Source organism: Streptomyces avidinii (assembly GCF_045161815.1).
Taxonomy (GTDB): Bacteria; Actinomycetota; Actinomycetes; order Streptomycetales; family Streptomycetaceae; genus Streptomyces; species Streptomyces avidinii.
In genome coordinates, this window is the sequence record NZ_CP108863.1 from 1,203,489 (window position 1) to 1,219,910 (window position 16,422).

Consider the following 16,422-nt stretch of genomic DNA (forward strand, 5'->3'; position numbering starts at 1 on the left):
TGCCCGGGCCGACAACACCCTCGGCTGCCCTGGGCTTTCACCCAGCCTGCGGCGGGCCGCCCCGTAACCCCGCTCCCCCGGCGCGCACGGCATCCGCGCCCGCCGGTCCCGGCCGAACCCACAGACCCCGACTGCGTCAGCCGGCACCCGCGCCGGTCCGACAGCACGGACAGGAGACCCTCCCGCCATGACGACGACAACGAAAACCCGTGCAGGGCTGACCACCGCGCTGCTGCTCCTGACCGTACTGACTTCAGTCGGACCAGCCACCGCCTCCCCCGCGCCCGTGTCCGAGGCGAGGGGCGGGAAGGCCTCGGCGTCCGCCCACGATGTTCGCCTTGTCGGTCACTGGTCTGAGCCCGTCGACAAGAACCGCCCCGGAATCACCCACTACATCGAGAAACTGACCTTCACCGCTGACGGGCGCTTCGAACAGATCAACAACTACGTCTGCAACCAGAAGGACTGCCCCGTCTTCAAGATCGGCATCAACAAGGGCACCTACCGCACCGACTGCAACACCATCCGCCTCGAAGGCAACCTCACCGACCTCACCGGCACCATCAAGACCACCGACGCCATCACCATCGACGGCCACGCCCTCCACCGCGTGGACAATGACGACTGACCCCACTCCGCAGGCCGTCCCCGCCCCCGGCCCCGTCTCCCGGGCATTCCCTGTACAGCCGCCTGTCGGGGGTCACTCACGGGCTCGCCGCCCTGCGCAGGGCCTCACCCGGCACTAGCGAGAGCAGTCCGCCAGCGACAGCAGCAGGTGCGCGGACTCGGGGCGCAGGTGGTCCGAGTCCGCGCCAGCCGGGTTCAGGCGTCGGCCCCGTACGTAGAAGGCGGAGGCATCCACGCTGACGAAACGGTGGTTGAGGACGTCGAACGGGTAGCGTTCAGCGGTAGGGAGCAGGCGGATCCGGGACGGTTCCAGCGGGATAGGGGCCATCCCGCTGTGCCCGATGCCCCGTTCGCGTTCCGCGCGCAGGTGCCAGAAGCCGGTCGCCCGGTCGTGGCGGGAGTACGTCGTCACGACCGGGCCGCGCAGCGGGGCCCCGTCGTGCGCGCCGGCGGCGTCCGGCAGCAGGCGCAGGTACGCGACGGGACGGGGTTGCCGCGCCGCGGATTTCGCCGTGGTCACTCGAAGATGCCGGTGACCACCAGGACGCCGGGGGCGACCGCGAGGGACGGACGGACCTCAGGCACCAGGTCGCGTGATCGACAACACAAACGGCGGCGCACCGGTGACACAAAGGGTCGTTTACACGGTCGCGCCGCCCCAAAAACCCCTCCTTGACGGGCGGTGCAGCTCTGTAATGTGAGTGCTTGTTCGAGATCAACTCGAATGTTCGACAACACAATTGGGGGGCCGGTGCGCAGTCGCCGACTTCGTTTTTCCGCTGCCGTGATCGCGGCAGGCGTCGGGATCATGCCGGGGGGCATGGCCCAGGCCGCGGGACCGTCCACCGATGGCGCCCGTGGCGTCACCGAGTCCAAGGATCTGCTCAAGACCGCCGCGAACGCGTTCACGTTCAGCAGCCCGGCCGACCGGTCGGTGCAGCAGAACCTGCCGGCTCCCGGTAAGAAGGCCGCGGCCGCGCCGCAGGCATCGGGCGCCACGGCGAGCGCCGACCTCAAGGTCGGTCTCACCGGTATGGGTACCAGTGCCCGGGTGATCGAGCTGAAGTCCGAGATCAGCAGCAGCATGGGCACGCCGCTCACGGTCGTGATCGACTGGGGCGACGGTACGGCCAGTACCGAGCACGCCGGTGGTTCCGAGACCAAGACTTCCCACCACGTGTATGCCGAGGTGGGCAGCTACACGGTCAAGGTCACCGTGTACGGCGTCGACGGCGCGAACGGCCCGTCGGCGACCAACGAGATGCCGTTCGTCACCCCGGGGTCCGAGTTCACCCCGCACAGCCCTACCCGTCTGCTCGACAGCCGGGACGGCACGGGCGCGGCGCAGGCCGCCCAGGTGCCGGCGTGGGGTGAGGCCCGCGTGAAGGTCGGCGGGAACGGCGGTATCCCGGCCGATGTCGCCGCCGTGGTCCTCAACGTCACGGCCACCAACACCAGCGCCGCCGGTTTCGTCAGCGCCTACGCCGACGGCACCGAGCGTCCGACCACGTCGAACGTGAACTACGCGGCCGGCGACTCGGTGCCGAACCTGGTCATCGTGCCGGTCGGCAAGAACGGCTACGTGAACCTGTACAACCACAGCGACCGGGGCGTGGACCTGATCGCCGACGTGACCGGCTACTTCACCCGGTCCTCGGCCAACGGCTACACGCCGACGGACCCGACGCGTTTCGTCGACACCCGCGAGGGCCTCGGCACGTCCAGGGGCATGGTCCCCGGACGCGGCCAGTTCGGCGTCCAGGTCGCCGGTAGCCGCGGCATCCCGGCCGGTGCCAGGGCGGTGGCGCTGAATGTGACCGTCACCAACCCGCGGACGGCCGGCTTCCTGACCGTCTTCCCCAGCGGCCAGAGCGCGCCGAACACGTCCAACGTGAACTTCAGCGGCGGCCAGACCATCGCCAATTCGGTGATCGTGCCGGTCGGCGCGGACGGCAAGATCGCCGTCCGCAACGGCAGCTGGGATCCGGCCGACGTCGTCGTCGATGTCGTCGGGTACTACAGCCCGGACAGTCAGAGCGCCTACATCCCGGTCCGCCCCGTCCGGGACCTCGACACCCGCGACGCCTCGCAGTGGCCCTCCGGGGCGCTGAAGGCAGGCCGCTACCTCTACTCGACCTACGGGGAGGAAGACCCCACGACCACCGCCATGGTCCTGAACACCACGGTCACCAACACCACCGGTGCCGGATACCTCACGGTCTCCCCCGACCCCAACGCCCTTTGGCAGTACCAGAACAAGACACACACCCCGCCGATCGCGCCGAACTCCTCCAACCTGAACTGGACGGCGGGCAAGACCGTGCCGAACCTGGTCCAGGCGAGCACCGGCGCCAACGGCATCGTCGACTTCTTCAACCGCAGCGGCAACAACATCGACCTCGTCATCGACATCTTCGGCGTCTACGACAGGCACTGAGCCCTCCCCGCAACGACGACGGCCCGTCCCGGCCTGCTTGCGGGGCCGGGCACGGTGCGGGGCGACTGTCCGAGCCGGACGATGTTCAGGACTGTCAGGCGGCGCAGGGGTCTGTTCACCCGGTAGGTGAGGCAGAGCCGGCGCCGACGGACGCGTGGCGCACGTCGGCGCCCTCTGGGTCGTCTGCGTTCCACTGGCCAAAGCCCCAGCTCCGCCGCGTCGATGGACTCGCTGTCGTCGTAGCGGAGGCGACGAACGCGTCGACGGCCGGGGCGCGGGCGAGGCGGCCCTGCCAGTCCTGGACGACCGCGTACAGCCCGCGAGGGAGAAGGCGCGGCGGGACTCCTCCAGCGCGGCCGCCCACTCCCGCTCGAAGGCCGGCACCGGCACCCACTGCGCGGCTTCAGAAGCCGGCGCAGTCGGGCGCGCGCCTGACTGCAGGCGGCCGGATGCCGGCCGCGTGGGGTGCCCCGTATCCGTCGCCCTCGCCGAACCGGTGACGGTGCTGCCGGCAGGGCCGGGCTCGTGGTTCGAGCCGAAATTATGGACAGGTATTGGCGCCTGTCCGTTGTCCGGCGTCCGGGGAGGTGTGGCCGCCGACGGTGAAGATGCGGTCGAGGTGGTGGCGGAGTACGGCGATGGCCGACTCCGGTGTCCGTTGGGCCACGAGGATGCTGGTGCCCATGGTCGCGGTCATGGCGAGCAGGCTGATGGCCTCGGTGCGTGCGTCGGCGCCGGGATCGGCCCGGCCTGCCGCCTGGGCTCCTTCGATCAGGCTCGTGAGGGCGTTCTCGGCCGCGTCGGGGTTGTCGATGAAGGGCTGGGCGGCGAGTGCTCCGTCGGTCACGGACAGGATCGAGTAGGAGCTGTACAGGAGGTGGAAGGTCCGGCTCTCCTGGTCGGTCGGCAGGGATGCCAGCAGCAGCGCCTCGATCGTCGCGCGGGGGCCGGGGTCCGGGCCGGCGGCGGCCAGTCGGGCGCCCACGCGGGCGGTGAAGCGGTCGGTCAGGTGCTGGAGTCCGTAGAAGAGCAGCTTCTCTTTGGTCTCGAAGTAGTACTGCACGAGCCGGAGGGATACGCCGGCCTCGGCGGCCACGTCGCGCATGCCGACGGCGTGCAGCCCTCGCCGCCCCGCGACTTGGATGAGCGCTTCGGCGATCTGGGTGCGCCGTTCCTCGTGGTCCACGCGTTTTGGCATCAGTGCTGTCTCCGGCCGTGGGTGGGGTGGGTGGTTCATGGGCTCGCAGTCCGGCTCGGTCCGAACACCCTTCATGGTACCGCCGTATCAACAATATGGTACGTTCGTATCACGAAGACCTGATCTTCCTGGAGGTGCCCCGTGCCCGAGAACACGACCCGAGTACGCCGCGACATCGGCCACTACGTGAATGACGAGCTGCGCGACCGCTACTTCGCCACGTGCGACGTCCTCTACACGAAGGGCGCGACCGCTCGCTCCGAGACGGACGTCGAGACGAGCTTCGGCACCACGCACGTCTATCGGTACGGCCCCGCCGACCCGGGAGCCGAGTCACGCACGCCCGTGGTCCTGATACACGGTTCGGGAGGCTGCTCCGCCCAGTGGTACCCCAACACCCTTGCCCTCAGCGCCGAGCGCCCCGTCTTCGCCCTCGACACTCCCGGCGACCCCGGCCGCAGCGTCCAGCGCGAACCGATGTGGCAGCCCGAGCGCGCGGCGCAGTGGATGGACGAGGCCCTTGATGCGCTGGGCCTCGACAAGGTCCACCTGGTCGGCTCGTCGTACGGCGGCTGGCTGGTCATCAACCAGGCCCACCTGCGGCCCGAACGCCTCGCCTCGGTCACCGCCCTCGACCCGGGCGGTCTGGAGAAGGTCGGCCTGCGCTTCTTCGTATGGATCTTCGCCAGCCTCTTCGCCACCTACGCCCCCAAGGCGTGGCGCCCCCGCCTCGCCAAGTGGCTGGAGCAGCCGGTGATCGTCGTCCCCGAGCTCCGCGCGATGATCCAGGCCAGCGTGAAGGCCTTCCGGATCCGCCGCCCCGCCCCGCTACCGCTGTCGGACGCGGAACTGGGCTCCATCCGGACGCCGTTCTACCTGATCATGGGCAAGCGCAGCCTGCTCGTACACCCCAAGCGACAGCTGGAACGCGTACCGCGCCTGATCCACGGCGCCCGAGCCGAGATCGTCGCCGCCACCGGCCACGGCCCGCAGATCGACCACCCCGACCTGGTCAACGCCCGAATGCTGAGCTTCATGGAGGACGTCGACTCCCTCGACCCGTCGGTGGCGCGGGGCGCCACGGACGCGTAGCCACGAGGGCCGCAGACACGGACTGTCGACTGTCCAACAGGGCACAGCAGAAGTTGGACAGGCATCACGCCCTGATCTTTGCCCCGGCCGGACCGTGCGGCCCGGTCCTGGTGCAGACCCGGCGCGGTGCCTGCCCTGGCCGCCCGGCGGCCGGCCTGCTTCGTCGCGTTCGATGTCTTGCAGCCCGAGGGGAGCGTCGAGCTGGTCACCCTGCCCTACGAGGAACGCCGCCGGCGCCTGGAGGTCCCCTGTTCGCGGCCCGTGCTCTGAGCTCGTCGCTTAAGGTCCGGCGCCGGACGGCGTCTCGAACGTGACTGGCGTTCCGCGGTTTGCGGGTCTGCAGGATGACCTTCGCGGGCGCGCATGAAGATACGGTGGTGTTGATCATGGCTATAGATTCAGCGATCGTGCGACAGCGTGTGGACGATCTGGATGCGGCTGTGCCCTTCTACGAGAAGTTGACGGGAAGCAGCGCATCACGGTTCGCCTTTGCCGGGGTCACCCTGGCAAGCGTCGGACCTTTCCTCCTGTTTGCCGGGCCCGATGAGGCGGTGCAGCGCGTCGCGGGCGTGACGGCGACTCTCACCGTCGCCGACCTGGACGCCGCAGTAGAGGAGGCGGAGGCGGGAGGAGCCGAAATCGTGATGCCCCTTCACCCCACCCCGAACGGCCGCCGTGCGGTGCTGCGGCACCCGTACGGCGGCGTCTTCGAGTACGTCGGCCCCTGACGTTGGGGAGGGAACTCCGCATCGGTGCCGCCCGCAGCGGGCGGCGTGCGGCGTGCGGCGTGTCGAACTGGTGTCGGCGCGTCGGGGAGAGCCAGCGTGTCGACAGCATCAGCATCTCGAACGCCGTCTAAGTCGTCACGGGTTCGAGCCGCAGCCGCCGGGTCGGCCAGGGTGGTGACTCCGGCGGGCCGAACCAGACCCGAACGTCCTCCCCGGTGCGGACGGGTAGGAGAGGGTAGTCGTTCTCGGCATGCTCGGTGCGGTGCAGCGCATGGCCCGGGCCCAGGTGCCGGGCGGCGTACGAGTCGAAGTCGGCAGCGTCGGACGGATGGCAGACGGTCGTGACCACCTCACGGGTGCCCGGCTCCGGTGTGAAGCCCGGGCCGCGCAGCAGCAGGACGTCGTCACTGTCGATCATGGTGGCGTTGGCCGCGTCGCGGTGCTCCCGCCAGACCGGGCCTGTGTAGAAGGCCTCCAGCGAGCGCCGGCGGCGCGTCATGTCGGGGAAAGCTCGCAGCCAGACGAAGCGGTCCGGGTCGTCCAGGTCTCGGAACCGGCCGCCGACGGTGATGCCGACCGACTGCTGGCCGGTCACGAATTCGCGCTCGAACAGCTCGATCAGTGTTTCCCGGGCTCCTGGGTGGAGCGTGTACTGCCGGAGTTCGACGATGCTCATGCGCCGGCGCTCCCGGTGCGGTTGAGGTCCATCGTCCAGTTGAGCTCCCAGGTGCGGCCGTGGTCGCAGGAGAATTCCTGCTCCCAGCGGGCGGTGTCCGGGCCGAGGCGGAACCAGGTGAAGTGCACTCCGATCGGGCGGCCTTCGTAGGTGTCCTCGCCGTGGAAGTCCCCGCGGTCGCCCGTGAAGCCGCCGACCACCGGCGGATCCAGGCGGCCCGTCCGGCTGTCGGACCAGTGGATCGACCAGCGCCCCGTCCCGCGGTCGAAGAGCCGCAGGGTCACGCCCTGGCGGCCGAGCGTGGGGAAGGTGATCTCGTCGATGTTGCCGGCACCCCCGAACAGCGGCCGGACCACCGCGTGGCCGGGGAACTCCACCCAGGTGGTGGGGCCTGGGCCGAGCGGTGCGGTGAGACGGCGGTTGGCCACGTTCCAGGAGCCGTGCAGGAAGTCGAAGTCGTCCATGCGCCGCACGCTAGGGGCACTCCCCTGACATCCGCTGTCAGTGGATACTGAGCAGCATGCGCGCGAGCCGGCTGGTCACCCTGCTTCTCCTGCTTCAGAACCGGGGCCGGATGACGGCCCAGCAGCTGGCCGAGGAACTGGAGGTCTCCGTCCGTACGGTCTACCGGGACGTCGAGGCGCTCGGCGCCGCCGGTATCCCGTTGTACGGCGCGGCTGGACACGCGGGCGGCTACCGGCTGGTCGACGGGTACCGGACCCGGCTCACCGGACTGACCGCGGACGAGGCACAGGCCGCGTTCCTCGCCGCGCTCCCCGGCGCCGCCGCCGAGCTCGGCCTCGGCGAAGCGCTCGCCACGGCACAGCTCAAGCTGCGGGCCGCCCTTCCGGCCGAACTGCGCAAGCACGCCGGGCGGATCCAGGAGTGCTTCCTGCTCGACGCCCCCGGTTGGTACGGCGAGGCCGACCGCACGCCTCACCTGGCCTCGGTCGCCGCCGCGGTGTGGGCGCGGCGGGCGGTGGTCCTGAGGTACCGGCGCTGGCGGGCACCGGAGGAGATCGAGCGGCGGGTGGAGCCGTACGGGCTCGTACTCAAGGCCGGCCGCTGGTACTCGGTCGCGGGCGGGCCGTCCGGGATCCGCACCTACCGGGTCGATCAGATCCTCGGGCTCCGGCCGTTGGAGGAGCGGTTCGTCGTTCCGGACGGGTTCGACCTGGCCGGGCACTGGAACAGCCATACGGCCGACTTCCGAGCCCGGCTGCACACCGGGGAGGCCCTGGTGCGGCTCACCCCGGAGGGCGCCCGCTGCCTCGGCGTGGCACCCACGAGTGACGGATGGACGGAGGCCCGGGTGCCCATCGAATCGATCGACCACGCCCACGGGGAGTTCCTGCGCCTGGGTGCCGACGTCGAGGTAGTGGCACCTGCCGAACTGCGCGACCGCATCACCGCGACCGTACGGACCCTGGTTGCCCGCTACGAGGGTTGACTCTGGGCAGAGGGTTCTCCCGACCGGAAGCTCTCGCCGTTCGAACACATCTCCAATGGACTCCACCTGGGAATCCGCGCCCGATCCCTCAGGTGCCGCAGCGCGCCCCGCCGTGGCCATGCCGGGAACCGGCCTCCCCCACGACAAGCCCCTCTACGAGGTAGACGTCCACCGGTCCGGGCCGATCGCGGACCACAACGCGCACCTGCCGGTCCTGCGCGACGCGGCCTACTAGGGCTCGTCCTCCTCGAGGTCCTCGATGACGTGCACGGCGGCTTCCTCGGCCGAGGCGGCCCCCGCGTCGATCCCCACGTCGTGCGCGAGGACGGAGTTCATGTGGGGCGAGGCGCCGACCGGGGCCAGCCGTCCGGCACGCGGGCCGCCCGCCTGCGCGTCCACGGGTTCGCCCTCGCCGTCGGCCAGGTCTCCGATGCCGTCCCCCGCCGCGGGTTCCTGCTCGGGTAGTTCCCTGGCGAGGCGTTCGTCGAGGCTCTCCCCCCGCCGTTGCCCCTCGCCGGTGGTGTCGTCCCGTTCCCTCGCGTGGGGCCGCTCGGGCGGTGAGTAGCCCTGGTCGAGCAGGGCGTCCATCCCGAGCTCGCCGAGGCTGTCGTCCATGTCGGGTTGCAGTTCGGAGGGCTCGTCCTCCGGCTGCGGCTGGTAGACGTCGTCGCCGCGGGCACTGGTCTCGCTCATGACCCTGTCCTCCTTCACACCGTGCGCTCTCCTGGCCACTCCCCGCAATTGCGGCGTTCACGCGGATCGGGGGGATCCCGTCCGCATCCTCGGCGGGTGACCGGGCGATCCCCCGTCCCCAGAGGTATGAGATCCACATTACGCCGGGCCCGCGATCGGCCGTCCGTGCGCATACAACCGCGGGGGCCGGGCAGGCGGGCAGGTACCCAGCAGGTGTGATTCCGTAGAGAAGGAGTGTCCGTGCTGCCCGTCAAGGTGACCGACCGAGGTGTGCTGATCATCCGTCTGCAGGCAGATCTCGACATCGACAGGCGCGCCACGACCGCGTGCGCGATCGACCGCCTCCTGTCCTCGCACCGGTCCTCACCGGTCGTGCTCGAACTGACCGACGGCGCACTGAGTCCCTCGGCCGTGAGCACCGTCTCACGGGCCATCCGCATCTGCCGCGACGCGGGCACGACGGCGGCCGTGGTCACTCCCAGCCCGGATGCCCGCCGCGTCCTCGGAATCGGCGCCGGAGCCCACGCGCCGGAGGTCCACACCACCATCCCCCTGGCCGTCGCCGCCCTGTCGGTCACGGCCGGGGCGGCGGCCTAGGTCGTCTCTTTCGGATCTTGTCGGTCAGGTCCGCGTCGTCCGGTGCCGTGCCCCGGCAGTGCGGCGAGGCGGGGCACCGGACGACGCCGGCCCGGCAAGATCCGGAAGAGACGGCCCAGCCGGCGGTCCGGGCGTCGGCCCCTCCCGTGTCACTTCTGCGGCGGCAAGGGGCTGCGCAGCGCGCTGCGGCCGTGGTTCCAGCGCTCGCGGATGTGGTGGGCGAGGCGGTCCTCCAGCAGGAGGGTCGCCGCGCATCCGAAGGCGACGTCCGCCTCCAGGTCAGGCTCCGCCGCGAGCAGCCCGCCGATGACCTCGTGGCGCACCACCTGCTCGTGCACGGCGTCGGCCTCGACGTGCTCGGCGTAGAAGTGCTCGGCGGCCGGCCCGGCCGCGCAGCGCCGCATGGCCTGGGCCAGGCGCCTGGACCCGGGTGACGAGGTGACCTCCACACAGGCGAAGTGGCCGACGAGCGCGCCGCGCAGAGCCCGGTGGAGGCCGAGGAGCGACATCAGGTTCACGGTGGCGAGCAGGCAGGCCGGGGCGCGGTCCAGGTAGCGCCCGTACGTGGGATCCAGCCCGAGGTCGGCCATGAGGTCCGCGAAGAGCTGCGCGTGGATACGGTCGGCGCGACCGGCGCCGAACTCGTCGTACTCGATGGCGACCATCGCCGCCTTGGCCCGTCCGGTGAGCCGGGGGATCACCCACGCGTGCGGGTCCGCCTCCTTGAGGTGGTAGAGGGAGCGCAGGGCCGCGTACTCCCGCAACTGCCACAGTTCGCCCTGGGTCCGGAGGTGGTGGCTGAGACTGCCGGAGAGGTCCGCGGGCTCCACCAGGAGCGGGGCGAAGGCGTCCTCGACCGAACGGGGGGCCTCGGACAGGTCCGCGCGCAGGGCGTCGAGGAAGCGGGCTTCCATCGCGCGGCGCAGCCGCAGGAGGTCCGGGTCCCATTCGCGTTCGTCGTCGACCCCGTCGAAGCCGCGGTAGTGCAGTTCGTAGAGCAGGTAGAGGGCGAGCTGGAGGTCCTCGCCGTAGGGGTCGGCCCTCTGCACGGAGTCGGAGCCGGAGGCAGAGGCGGCTACGGGTGGGCCGCCCGAGCGCAGGGCCCGCGTGACGGCCGCGGACAACTCTCCCCGCTCTTCGACGAGAGGGGGCCGTGGACCGATCGCTCCGGCGCTCGCACGGCGGACGGGCGGCGGCGCCGTCGAGAGGCGGCCGGGAGGGGTCATCACGCGTTCCTGTCGTCGGGGGTCGGCGAGGCCGGTCGCTCGCGGCGGCGGTGGCTGGTGTCGCACCAGGGGTACGTACGGCTGCGGCGGCAGGTGCACACCGCGACCATGAACCGGTCGGACCGCACGGTCGTGCCGTCGTCCAGGAGGATCTCGACGGGGCCTTCGACCAGGACCGGTCCCTGCGGATCCACGGACACCCGGCGGGCGGGCGCGGGGGCCGGGACCGGGGCCGGAGCCGCGACCGCGACGACCGGGGGATCGTTGTCAGAGGTACTGGGCACGGATCACCACCAGCTCTTCCCTGTCCTCGGCCCCGGCGGCCAGCCCCTGCCGCTCCAGCCATCCGCGGCGCGAGCGCAGTACGGGCCCCCACGGCACGGACTCCCTCGACATCACCTCGGCCGCCAGGCCCTCCCCGGCGAGCCGGCGGACGGTCTCCTCGGCCCCGCACATCCCCGAGTGCACCATGAGCAGTACGCCGCCGGGCCGCAGGAGGCCGGGGGCTCCCGCGCAGATGCGGTCGATGACGGTACGCCCGTCGGGGCCCGCGTCCCAGGCCCGCCGCGGCCCGCGCGACGGCAGTCGGATGCCCGGGGCGGGTACGTAGGGAGGGTTCGAGACGACCAGGTCGTAGCGGCGACCGGCGGCACGTTCCGCGAAGTCGCCGTGCACGACGCGCAGCGGGAGCCTGCGGCGCAGCGCGTTGAGGCGGGCGGTGACCACGGCGGGCCAGGACACGTCGACGGCCGTGACGCGCGCGCCGGTGTCCGCGGCCTGCAGGGCCAGTCCGCCCGTGCCCGTGCCGATCTCCAGCACGTGCGAACCCGGGCCGAGATGTTCCTGCGCGAGCGCTTCCGCCAGGAGCCGGGTGTCCGCCTGCGGCCGGTAGACACCGGGCAGGGCGATCAGTCCGACGGGCAGTGCGCCCGGCCTCGTAGCTGTGGTGGTCGTCGTGGTGGACACCCGAACCTCCAGGATCGTCGTCACGCTCCGGCTGCCCCCGGCGGGACGGTGCACACGCCACGGGACCGATCTTCGGAGGATCGAACGGGAGATGCCCGACGGGCCGTATCGGCGGACCGTGCGTGAAGCCGGGGGCTCGCGTGCTGCTGCCGGTCAGAGGTCCAGGACGATCGCGTAGGCGAGGAAGAACAGGGCGCACACCAGGGCGAGCAGGCAGATCACCACGAGGGGCCCCATGGCCCAGCCGCGTGAGAGAGGCCTGTACGGGCCTGCGCCGGAGCCGGTGCTCGATTCCCCCGGCGGGGTTTCGCCCGGCGGGACACCGCTTCCCTCCGGCGCGGCGGACGCGGTCCCCCGACGCGGGTCGGGGTTGGATGCGGACATGGTGCGCACCTCCTCTGGGCCGCCTTGCCCGTCGCAGCACCGGGGTCCCGGCGCGGCGCGCAGGCGCAAGCACGGGTACCCGGCGGCTACCCGCCACCCCTGCGCTCACTCCTCCCGGACCCACAGCGGCAGAGGTTGCGCTTCACGGGGTCCGGGGGCTATCACATAGGTACAGGGACCGGGCCGGGCTGCCCTGTCCGTTCGGCACGGCCGCGAGCCGTGCGTGCAGTGCCCGGGAAAGGGGCGGCGCAAGCCACTCGGCCCAGGGAGGACGCCATGGAATCCTTCGAGGCAACCGTGGTACCGCTCGGTGGCGGCACCCTCCTCGTCACGCTGACCGGCGAGATCGACATGGCGGTGAGGCAGGACCTGAGTCTGCTGCTGCGCACGCTGACGCCCGACTCGGCGGTCGTCGTGGACATGGGCTGTGTCACCTTCATGGACACGGCCGCTCTCCACTTCATCTCGTCGCTGCGCGCGCGCAGCCGCCGCAACCGGACGGCACTCCTGGTCATGGGTCTGGGGCGCCAGCCGACCTGTCTGGTGGACATGGCGGGCCAGGTCGACATCACGATGCGGACGCCCTCGACGGGCGCCGCCGAGTTCTGCGCCGACCCGGACTCCCGCACCCGCTTGGCAGGGCTCATGGGCGAGGCCCGGGCCGGGCGGGAAGACGCGTACGACCCGGCGGGCGCAGAAGAGCCGACGGAACGCCCCGCGGTGCTGTCCCGAGGGTGACGGCCGGCCGGACGTCGGCCGGACCTCGCTCGTCACGACGCCGACGCCTGCGGTTCCTCCGCCCGGCGAGAAGCCGTGCGCGCTCCGGAGCGCGGCTCGTTGCTCCGGGTCCTGCGGGTCGCGGCCCCGGAGCAGGGCCGGCACGCCAGGGCTGCCCGGTGGGTGTCCCCGTCGGTGGTGCGGGCCGTACGGACCAGGACCCGGCGGGCTGCTTCCGTTCCGCACGGAACGAGGGACATCAGGGCGCCGATGGCCCGTGCGACATCGGTGCGGGCGACATCGGTGCGTGCGGCAAAGGGGGCACCCGCCGGGGCACGGTGGGTCCTGTCCCGGTCACTGGTCAGTGGCCGAGCGCGCGCTTCAGCTCGGACTTGTCCATCTGGGAGCGGCCCTTGATGCCGCGCTGCTTGGCCTCGTTGTACAGCTGCTCCTTTGTGGGCCCTCGGGCGCCGGAGTGGGAGCGCTGTCCGCCGCGCTCGGACGAGGAGGTGTCCTGGAGGGAGGACCGGCTGGCGGTCCTGGACTCGCCGGAACGCGCCCGCTCCTTGTTGACGGTGCGCGAGGCGATCTCCTTGGCCCGCTTCGTGCTTTCTCCGCGCCGTTCGGCGGACTCCTTGATGTGTTCGTACTGCCTTTCCCGCTTCGGGGACGAACCTCGGGGCATGGCCTGACTCCTTCCGTACGGGTCCCCCGGACGTTTCTTCCCGGCGGGCCCGGGGTATTCGGAACGTGACGAACACGTCGTAGGCGGCCGGCGCCTGCTCCAGGGGGAGCCGGTGCGTGGCGAAGTCGTCGACACCCAGCGGGTCGCTCCTGGACGCTCACCGCCAACACCGCCCACCTCGCCCCGCAGTTGAAGGCGGCCCCCTACCCGCCCTCCTCCTGACCACGGACGCACCCGGCTGGGTGTGTGTGGGTGGAGGGGGGACGTGGCTCGGGCTCAGTCGTCGATCGCCTGGTAGAGCGTGGTCCAGAAGTCATGGATGAGCCGCGCCGGATCCGGAACGGACAGTCCGACCTGGGTGAGCAGGATTCCGGTGAGCCGGTTCTCCGGGTCGGCGTAGGCCGAGGTGCCGGTTCCGCCGTCCCAGCCGAACTGGCCGATGGGCGCATAGTCCCCGCGGTAGGTGCGTACCGCCATCCCGAACCCCCAGCCGCCCTGCTGTCCCTGGCCGAACGAGATGTGAACGGCGTTGCGTGCAAGGGCGGATCGGCTCGCTTCCTGCTCGGGCGTCAGGCAGTTCGTGGTCATCAGCTCGACGGCGGGCCGGGAGAGGATCCGTTCGCTGCCGTGCATGCCGTGGTTCAGCAGCATCCGGAAGTAGGCGTGGTAGTCGTCGGCGGTGGAGACCAGCCCGCCGCCGCCCGCCTGGAACGGCGGAGGTGTGCTGTACTGCCCGCCCGCCGCCTCGTCCCACACGTTGAACTCGCCGGTCTGCGGGTCGGGGGCGTAGCTGGGCGGCAGCCGGTCGATCCTGTCGGCGGGCACGTGGAAACCGGTGTCCTTCATCCCCAGCGGATCGAGTACGCGCTCGCGCAGGAACGCCTCGAACGGCCGGCCCGTGACCCGCGCGACGAGCACGCCGAGCACGTCATGGCTGAGGTGGTACTGCCAGTGCTCACCGGGCTGCCGCATCAGCGGCAGCGCGCCGAGGTCGCGCATCCACTCGTCCGGCTCGGGCAGCGGCTTCGCGCCCTGGCTGAAGACGCCTCCCTCGAAGATGGCGTTCATGATGGGGGAACCCAGCGCCGTCAGATCGATGCCGAGCCCGAACGTGGAAGTCACCAGGTCCCGTACGGTGATCGGCCGCCGCGCGGGCACGGTGTCGTCCAGCGGGCCGTCGATCCGCTTCAGCACCCGGCGGTCGGCGAGTTCGGGCAGCCACGCGTCCACCGGATCGTCGAGGCGCAGCCTGCACTCGTCGAGAAGGACCATCGTCGCAGCCATGGTGACCGGCTTGGACGTGGATGCCATGCGGAAGATCGTGTCCCGGCGCATCGGTCCGCCACCGCCGTCGTGGCGCATCGTCCCGACCTCTTCGACATGCGTCTCGTCGCCCCGGCCGACGAGGGCGACGAGTCCGGGAATCCTCCCCGACTCGACATGCCGTGTCAGCACCTCGCGCAGCCTGCGCAGCCCCGCCTCGGAGAAGCCGTCGCGTCGATTTCCCATCACGAACCCCCTTGTGTCGGCAACGACGTTCAGCAATCGCTGAACGTCAGCGACAGTACATTGCGTTCACCGAACAGTCAAAGATCAAAGAAGAGCAACTAGGCATGTACGGCAAGGGAATCGCCTCATCCGTTGCAATGGCAATGCGGCTGAACGCAATGCTCGACTCGGCCCGCGATTGCAATGAGCTGCACGTGAACGCACACTCCGCAGGTCCGCGCGCCATGCATCGCGCACGTCGGCGCGGACGCAGGTACGGATCGGCCGGGACTGCATGGACATTCCACGCAATCCACCGTTCCCCCCACACCGCCGCGCACGCTCGGTAGCTTCGATGTCACCAGCTGTCCGGTGCTGCCAGGAACCGCGCACCGGACGGGGACCGCAGAAGGCAAGGGAGCGAGTGACGATGGCGAATGTTGAGGTCTCTTTGAAGGAGACGATGACCTCGATCGAAGGTGCGGTGGGAGCCGCCCTGGTGGACTACACCAGCGGTATGGCGCTGGGGACGCTCGGCGGGGGGAAGGACCTCGACCTCACGGTCGCCGCCGCGGGCAACACCGATGTGATCCGGGCGAAGTTCCGCACCATGGAGATGCTGGGCCTGCAGGACGAGATCGAGGACATCCTGATCACCCTCGGCGGCCAGTACCACCTGATCCGGCTCCTCAAGGGCCGCGGGAACGGCGGACTGTTCCTGTACGTGGTACTGGACAAGTCCAAATCCAACCTGGCCATGGCCCGGCACCAGCTCAAGCGCATCGAGTCCGACCTGGACCTCTGACCCCGGCACTTCCGCGCCCACGCATGCCCACGAGTTGAAGAATTCTTCAATCCGGCACATCTGAAACAGGTCATACCCGGGCGTGCGTGGGCCCGTCCGTACGAACGTATGGGTGGTCGACCGACTGGAAGCCCCGCGACCCCCAACACGGTTTGAAGCAACAGCAGGAGCACTCATGGGAATGCAGGTACCCCTCTACCAGGCGAAGGCCGAGTTCTTCCGCATGCTCGGACACCCCGTCCGCATCCGCGTCCTGGAGCTCCTGCAGAACGGCCCGGTACCCGTACGCGACCTCCTCGCCGCGATCGATGTCGAGGCGTCCAACCTCTCGCAGCAGCTGGCGGTCCTGCGCCGTTCCGGCATCGTCGTGTCCATCCGCGACGGAGCGACGGTCAGCTACGCCCTCGCCGGCGGCGACGTGGCCGACCTCCTGCGCGCGGCCCGCCGCATCCTGACCGAACTCCTGGTGGGTCAGAGCGAACTCCTCGCCGAACTGAGGCAGTCGGGACCGCCGACGCACAGCACGGGCCAGGGCCGGGGCCGGGTCGCCGACGGACCGGGGCGCCTGGCGGCGGATCACGCCGGGGCCGACAGGTCCTGACCCCCCGTCCCGTGCGCGGTGGGCCGGGGCATCGCGCGGTGGTGCGGGGACC

The 16,422-nt window shown here is 70.8% G+C and carries 22 protein-coding genes; 11 read left to right on the top strand and 11 right to left on the bottom strand.

Annotation, left to right across the window (positions count from 1 at the left end; genetic code table 11):
- Positions 1-187 precede the first annotated feature (187 nt).
- Positions 188-628, top strand: coding sequence for a hypothetical protein (locus OG373_RS05510; protein WP_405436300.1), 441 nt, complete (start codon positions 188-190; stop codon positions 626-628).
- A gap of 114 nt (positions 629-742) precedes the next feature.
- On the opposite strand, the gene OG373_RS05515 is transcribed toward OG373_RS05510, so the two are convergent.
- The gene (locus OG373_RS05515; RefSeq protein ID WP_405436301.1) at positions 743-1,147 is read right to left on the bottom strand and encodes a hypothetical protein; all 405 of its coding nucleotides are present in this window, start codon (positions 1,145-1,147) and stop codon (positions 743-745) included.
- Positions 1,148-1,447: 300 nt separating this feature from the next.
- Here OG373_RS05515 and OG373_RS05520 point away from each other — a divergent pair, with 300 nt between their 5' ends.
- A complete protein-coding gene (locus tag OG373_RS05520) occupies positions 1,448-3,064 on the top strand; it encodes a hypothetical protein (protein ID WP_405436302.1) in 1,617 nt (538 codons plus the stop codon).
- Positions 3,065-3,605: 541 nt separating this feature from the next.
- Here OG373_RS05520 and OG373_RS05525 read toward each other — a convergent pair.
- Positions 3,606-4,262, bottom strand: coding sequence for a TetR/AcrR family transcriptional regulator (locus OG373_RS05525; protein ID WP_405436304.1), 657 nt, complete (start codon positions 4,260-4,262; stop codon positions 3,606-3,608).
- Positions 4,263-4,403: 141 nt separating this feature from the next.
- Here OG373_RS05525 and OG373_RS05530 point away from each other — a divergent pair, with 141 nt between their 5' ends.
- From OG373_RS05530 to OG373_RS05540, 3 genes are all read left to right on the top strand, one after another.
- Complete coding sequence (locus tag OG373_RS05530) at positions 4,404-5,354, top strand: alpha/beta fold hydrolase (protein ID WP_405436306.1); 951 nt, start codon at positions 4,404-4,406, stop codon at positions 5,352-5,354.
- Between the two features lie 126 nt (positions 5,355-5,480).
- Positions 5,481-5,624 (top strand): hypothetical protein, encoded by a 144-nt coding sequence (locus OG373_RS05535; protein ID WP_405436307.1) that lies wholly within the window; start codon positions 5,481-5,483, stop codon positions 5,622-5,624.
- Between the two features lie 74 nt (positions 5,625-5,698).
- A complete protein-coding gene (locus tag OG373_RS05540; protein WP_405436309.1) occupies positions 5,699-6,082 on the top strand; it encodes a VOC family protein in 384 nt (127 codons plus the stop codon).
- A 127-nt stretch (positions 6,083-6,209) separates the two neighbouring features.
- Here the strand turns inward: OG373_RS05540 and OG373_RS05545 are convergent, their stop codons facing one another.
- Both OG373_RS05545 and OG373_RS05550 read right to left on the bottom strand, forming a co-directional pair.
- Positions 6,210-6,758, bottom strand: coding sequence for an NIPSNAP family protein (locus tag OG373_RS05545; RefSeq protein WP_405436310.1), 549 nt, complete (start codon positions 6,756-6,758; stop codon positions 6,210-6,212).
- A complete protein-coding gene (locus tag OG373_RS05550; protein WP_405436313.1) occupies positions 6,755-7,222 on the bottom strand; it encodes a hypothetical protein in 468 nt (155 codons plus the stop codon). The genes OG373_RS05545 and OG373_RS05550 overlap by 4 nt, the downstream gene beginning before the upstream one ends.
- A 56-nt stretch (positions 7,223-7,278) precedes the next feature.
- Here OG373_RS05550 and OG373_RS05555 point away from each other — a divergent pair, with 56 nt between their 5' ends.
- Both OG373_RS05555 and OG373_RS05560 read left to right on the top strand, forming a co-directional pair.
- Positions 7,279-8,208: a helix-turn-helix transcriptional regulator gene (locus tag OG373_RS05555; protein WP_405436315.1), complete on the top strand. Its 930-nt coding sequence runs from the start codon at positions 7,279-7,281 to the stop codon at positions 8,206-8,208.
- Positions 8,209-8,263: 55 nt separating this feature from the next.
- Positions 8,264-8,443, top strand: coding sequence for a hypothetical protein (locus tag OG373_RS05560; protein ID WP_405436317.1), 180 nt, complete (start codon positions 8,264-8,266; stop codon positions 8,441-8,443).
- Here the strand turns inward: OG373_RS05560 and OG373_RS05565 are convergent.
- Positions 8,440-8,901 (bottom strand): DUF5709 domain-containing protein, encoded by a 462-nt coding sequence (locus OG373_RS05565; RefSeq protein WP_405436319.1) that lies wholly within the window; start codon positions 8,899-8,901, stop codon positions 8,440-8,442. The genes OG373_RS05560 and OG373_RS05565 overlap by 4 nt on opposite strands.
- A 240-nt stretch (positions 8,902-9,141) precedes the next feature.
- On the opposite strand from OG373_RS05565, the gene OG373_RS05570 reads away from it, so the two are divergent.
- Entirely contained in the window at positions 9,142-9,498 is a 357-nt protein-coding gene (locus tag OG373_RS05570) for an STAS domain-containing protein (RefSeq protein WP_397727993.1), read from the top strand.
- A 149-nt stretch (positions 9,499-9,647) separates the two neighbouring features.
- On the opposite strand, the gene OG373_RS05575 is transcribed toward OG373_RS05570, so the two are convergent.
- The 4 genes from OG373_RS05575 to OG373_RS05590 form a co-directional block, all read right to left on the bottom strand.
- Positions 9,648-10,724 (bottom strand): iron-containing redox enzyme family protein, encoded by a 1,077-nt coding sequence (locus OG373_RS05575; RefSeq protein WP_405436322.1) that lies wholly within the window; start codon positions 10,722-10,724, stop codon positions 9,648-9,650.
- The gene (locus OG373_RS05580; RefSeq protein WP_405436325.1) at positions 10,724-11,008 is read right to left on the bottom strand and encodes a CDGSH iron-sulfur domain-containing protein; all 285 of its coding nucleotides are present in this window, start codon (positions 11,006-11,008) and stop codon (positions 10,724-10,726) included. Before OG373_RS05580 ends, OG373_RS05575 begins: the two co-directional genes overlap by 1 nt.
- Positions 10,992-11,690, bottom strand: a complete 699-nt coding sequence (locus OG373_RS05585; protein ID WP_405436328.1) for a HemK2/MTQ2 family protein methyltransferase — start codon at positions 11,688-11,690, stop codon at positions 10,992-10,994. Before OG373_RS05585 ends, OG373_RS05580 begins: the two co-directional genes overlap by 17 nt.
- A gap of 153 nt (positions 11,691-11,843) precedes the next feature.
- On the bottom strand, positions 11,844-12,074 hold the full coding sequence (locus OG373_RS05590; RefSeq protein ID WP_405436330.1) for a DUF6480 family protein: 231 nt from the start codon (positions 12,072-12,074) through the stop codon (positions 11,844-11,846).
- A 276-nt stretch (positions 12,075-12,350) separates the two neighbouring features.
- On the opposite strand from OG373_RS05590, the gene OG373_RS05595 reads away from it, so the two are divergent.
- Positions 12,351-12,812 (top strand): STAS domain-containing protein, encoded by a 462-nt coding sequence (locus OG373_RS05595; RefSeq protein WP_405436331.1) that lies wholly within the window; start codon positions 12,351-12,353, stop codon positions 12,810-12,812.
- Between the two features lie 340 nt (positions 12,813-13,152).
- Here OG373_RS05595 and OG373_RS05600 read toward each other — a convergent pair whose 3' ends face one another.
- Together OG373_RS05600 and OG373_RS05605 are read right to left on the bottom strand one after the other, a co-directional pair.
- Positions 13,153-13,476 (bottom strand): plasmid stabilization protein, encoded by a 324-nt coding sequence (locus OG373_RS05600; RefSeq protein WP_405436333.1) that lies wholly within the window; start codon positions 13,474-13,476, stop codon positions 13,153-13,155.
- A 276-nt stretch (positions 13,477-13,752) separates the two neighbouring features.
- The gene (locus tag OG373_RS05605; protein WP_405436335.1) at positions 13,753-14,985 is read right to left on the bottom strand and encodes a serine hydrolase domain-containing protein; all 1,233 of its coding nucleotides are present in this window, start codon (positions 14,983-14,985) and stop codon (positions 13,753-13,755) included.
- Between the two features lie 409 nt (positions 14,986-15,394).
- Between OG373_RS05605 and OG373_RS05610 the strand changes: the two genes are divergently transcribed.
- Together OG373_RS05610 and OG373_RS05615 are read left to right on the top strand one after the other, a co-directional pair.
- Positions 15,395-15,769 (top strand): hypothetical protein, encoded by a 375-nt coding sequence (locus OG373_RS05610; protein WP_189968998.1) that lies wholly within the window; start codon positions 15,395-15,397, stop codon positions 15,767-15,769.
- A 181-nt stretch (positions 15,770-15,950) separates the two neighbouring features.
- A complete protein-coding gene (locus tag OG373_RS05615) occupies positions 15,951-16,370 on the top strand; it encodes an ArsR/SmtB family transcription factor (RefSeq protein WP_405443948.1) in 420 nt (139 codons plus the stop codon).
- The last annotated feature ends 52 nt before the right edge of the window (positions 16,371-16,422 follow it).

What these genes read in the sequence shown, in the direction of transcription:
- OG373_RS05510 (WP_405436300.1), top strand. Translation starts at nt 188, where the DNA reads ATGACGACGACAACGAAAACCCGTGCAGGGCTGACCACCGCGCTGCTG.
- OG373_RS05520 (WP_405436302.1), top strand. Translation starts at nt 1,448, where the DNA reads ATGGCCCAGGCCGCGGGACCGTCCACCGATGGCGCCCGTGGCGTCACC.
- OG373_RS05525 (WP_405436304.1), bottom strand. Translation starts at nt 4,262, where the DNA reads ATGCCAAAACGCGTGGACCACGAGGAACGGCGCACCCAGATCGCCGAA.
- OG373_RS05540 (WP_405436309.1), top strand. Translation starts at nt 5,699, where the DNA reads ATGACCTTCGCGGGCGCGCATGAAGATACGGTGGTGTTGATCATGGCT.
- OG373_RS05545 (WP_405436310.1), bottom strand. Translation starts at nt 6,758, where the DNA reads ATGAGCATCGTCGAACTCCGGCAGTACACGCTCCACCCAGGAGCCCGG.
- OG373_RS05550 (WP_405436313.1), bottom strand. Translation starts at nt 7,222, where the DNA reads ATGGACGACTTCGACTTCCTGCACGGCTCCTGGAACGTGGCCAACCGC.
- OG373_RS05555 (WP_405436315.1), top strand. Translation starts at nt 7,279, where the DNA reads ATGCGCGCGAGCCGGCTGGTCACCCTGCTTCTCCTGCTTCAGAACCGG.
- OG373_RS05560 (WP_405436317.1), top strand. Translation starts at nt 8,264, where the DNA reads ATGGACTCCACCTGGGAATCCGCGCCCGATCCCTCAGGTGCCGCAGCG.
- OG373_RS05565 (WP_405436319.1), bottom strand. Translation starts at nt 8,901, where the DNA reads ATGAGCGAGACCAGTGCCCGCGGCGACGACGTCTACCAGCCGCAGCCG.
- OG373_RS05575 (WP_405436322.1), bottom strand. Translation starts at nt 10,724, where the DNA reads ATGACCCCTCCCGGCCGCCTCTCGACGGCGCCGCCGCCCGTCCGCCGT.
- OG373_RS05590 (WP_405436330.1), bottom strand. Translation starts at nt 12,074, where the DNA reads ATGTCCGCATCCAACCCCGACCCGCGTCGGGGGACCGCGTCCGCCGCG.
- OG373_RS05595 (WP_405436331.1), top strand. Translation starts at nt 12,351, where the DNA reads ATGGAATCCTTCGAGGCAACCGTGGTACCGCTCGGTGGCGGCACCCTC.
- OG373_RS05600 (WP_405436333.1), bottom strand. Translation starts at nt 13,476, where the DNA reads ATGCCCCGAGGTTCGTCCCCGAAGCGGGAAAGGCAGTACGAACACATC.
- OG373_RS05605 (WP_405436335.1), bottom strand. Translation starts at nt 14,985, where the DNA reads ATGGGAAATCGACGCGACGGCTTCTCCGAGGCGGGGCTGCGCAGGCTG.
- OG373_RS05610 (WP_189968998.1), top strand. Translation starts at nt 15,395, where the DNA reads ATGGCGAATGTTGAGGTCTCTTTGAAGGAGACGATGACCTCGATCGAA.
- OG373_RS05615 (WP_405443948.1), top strand. Translation starts at nt 15,951, where the DNA reads ATGCAGGTACCCCTCTACCAGGCGAAGGCCGAGTTCTTCCGCATGCTC.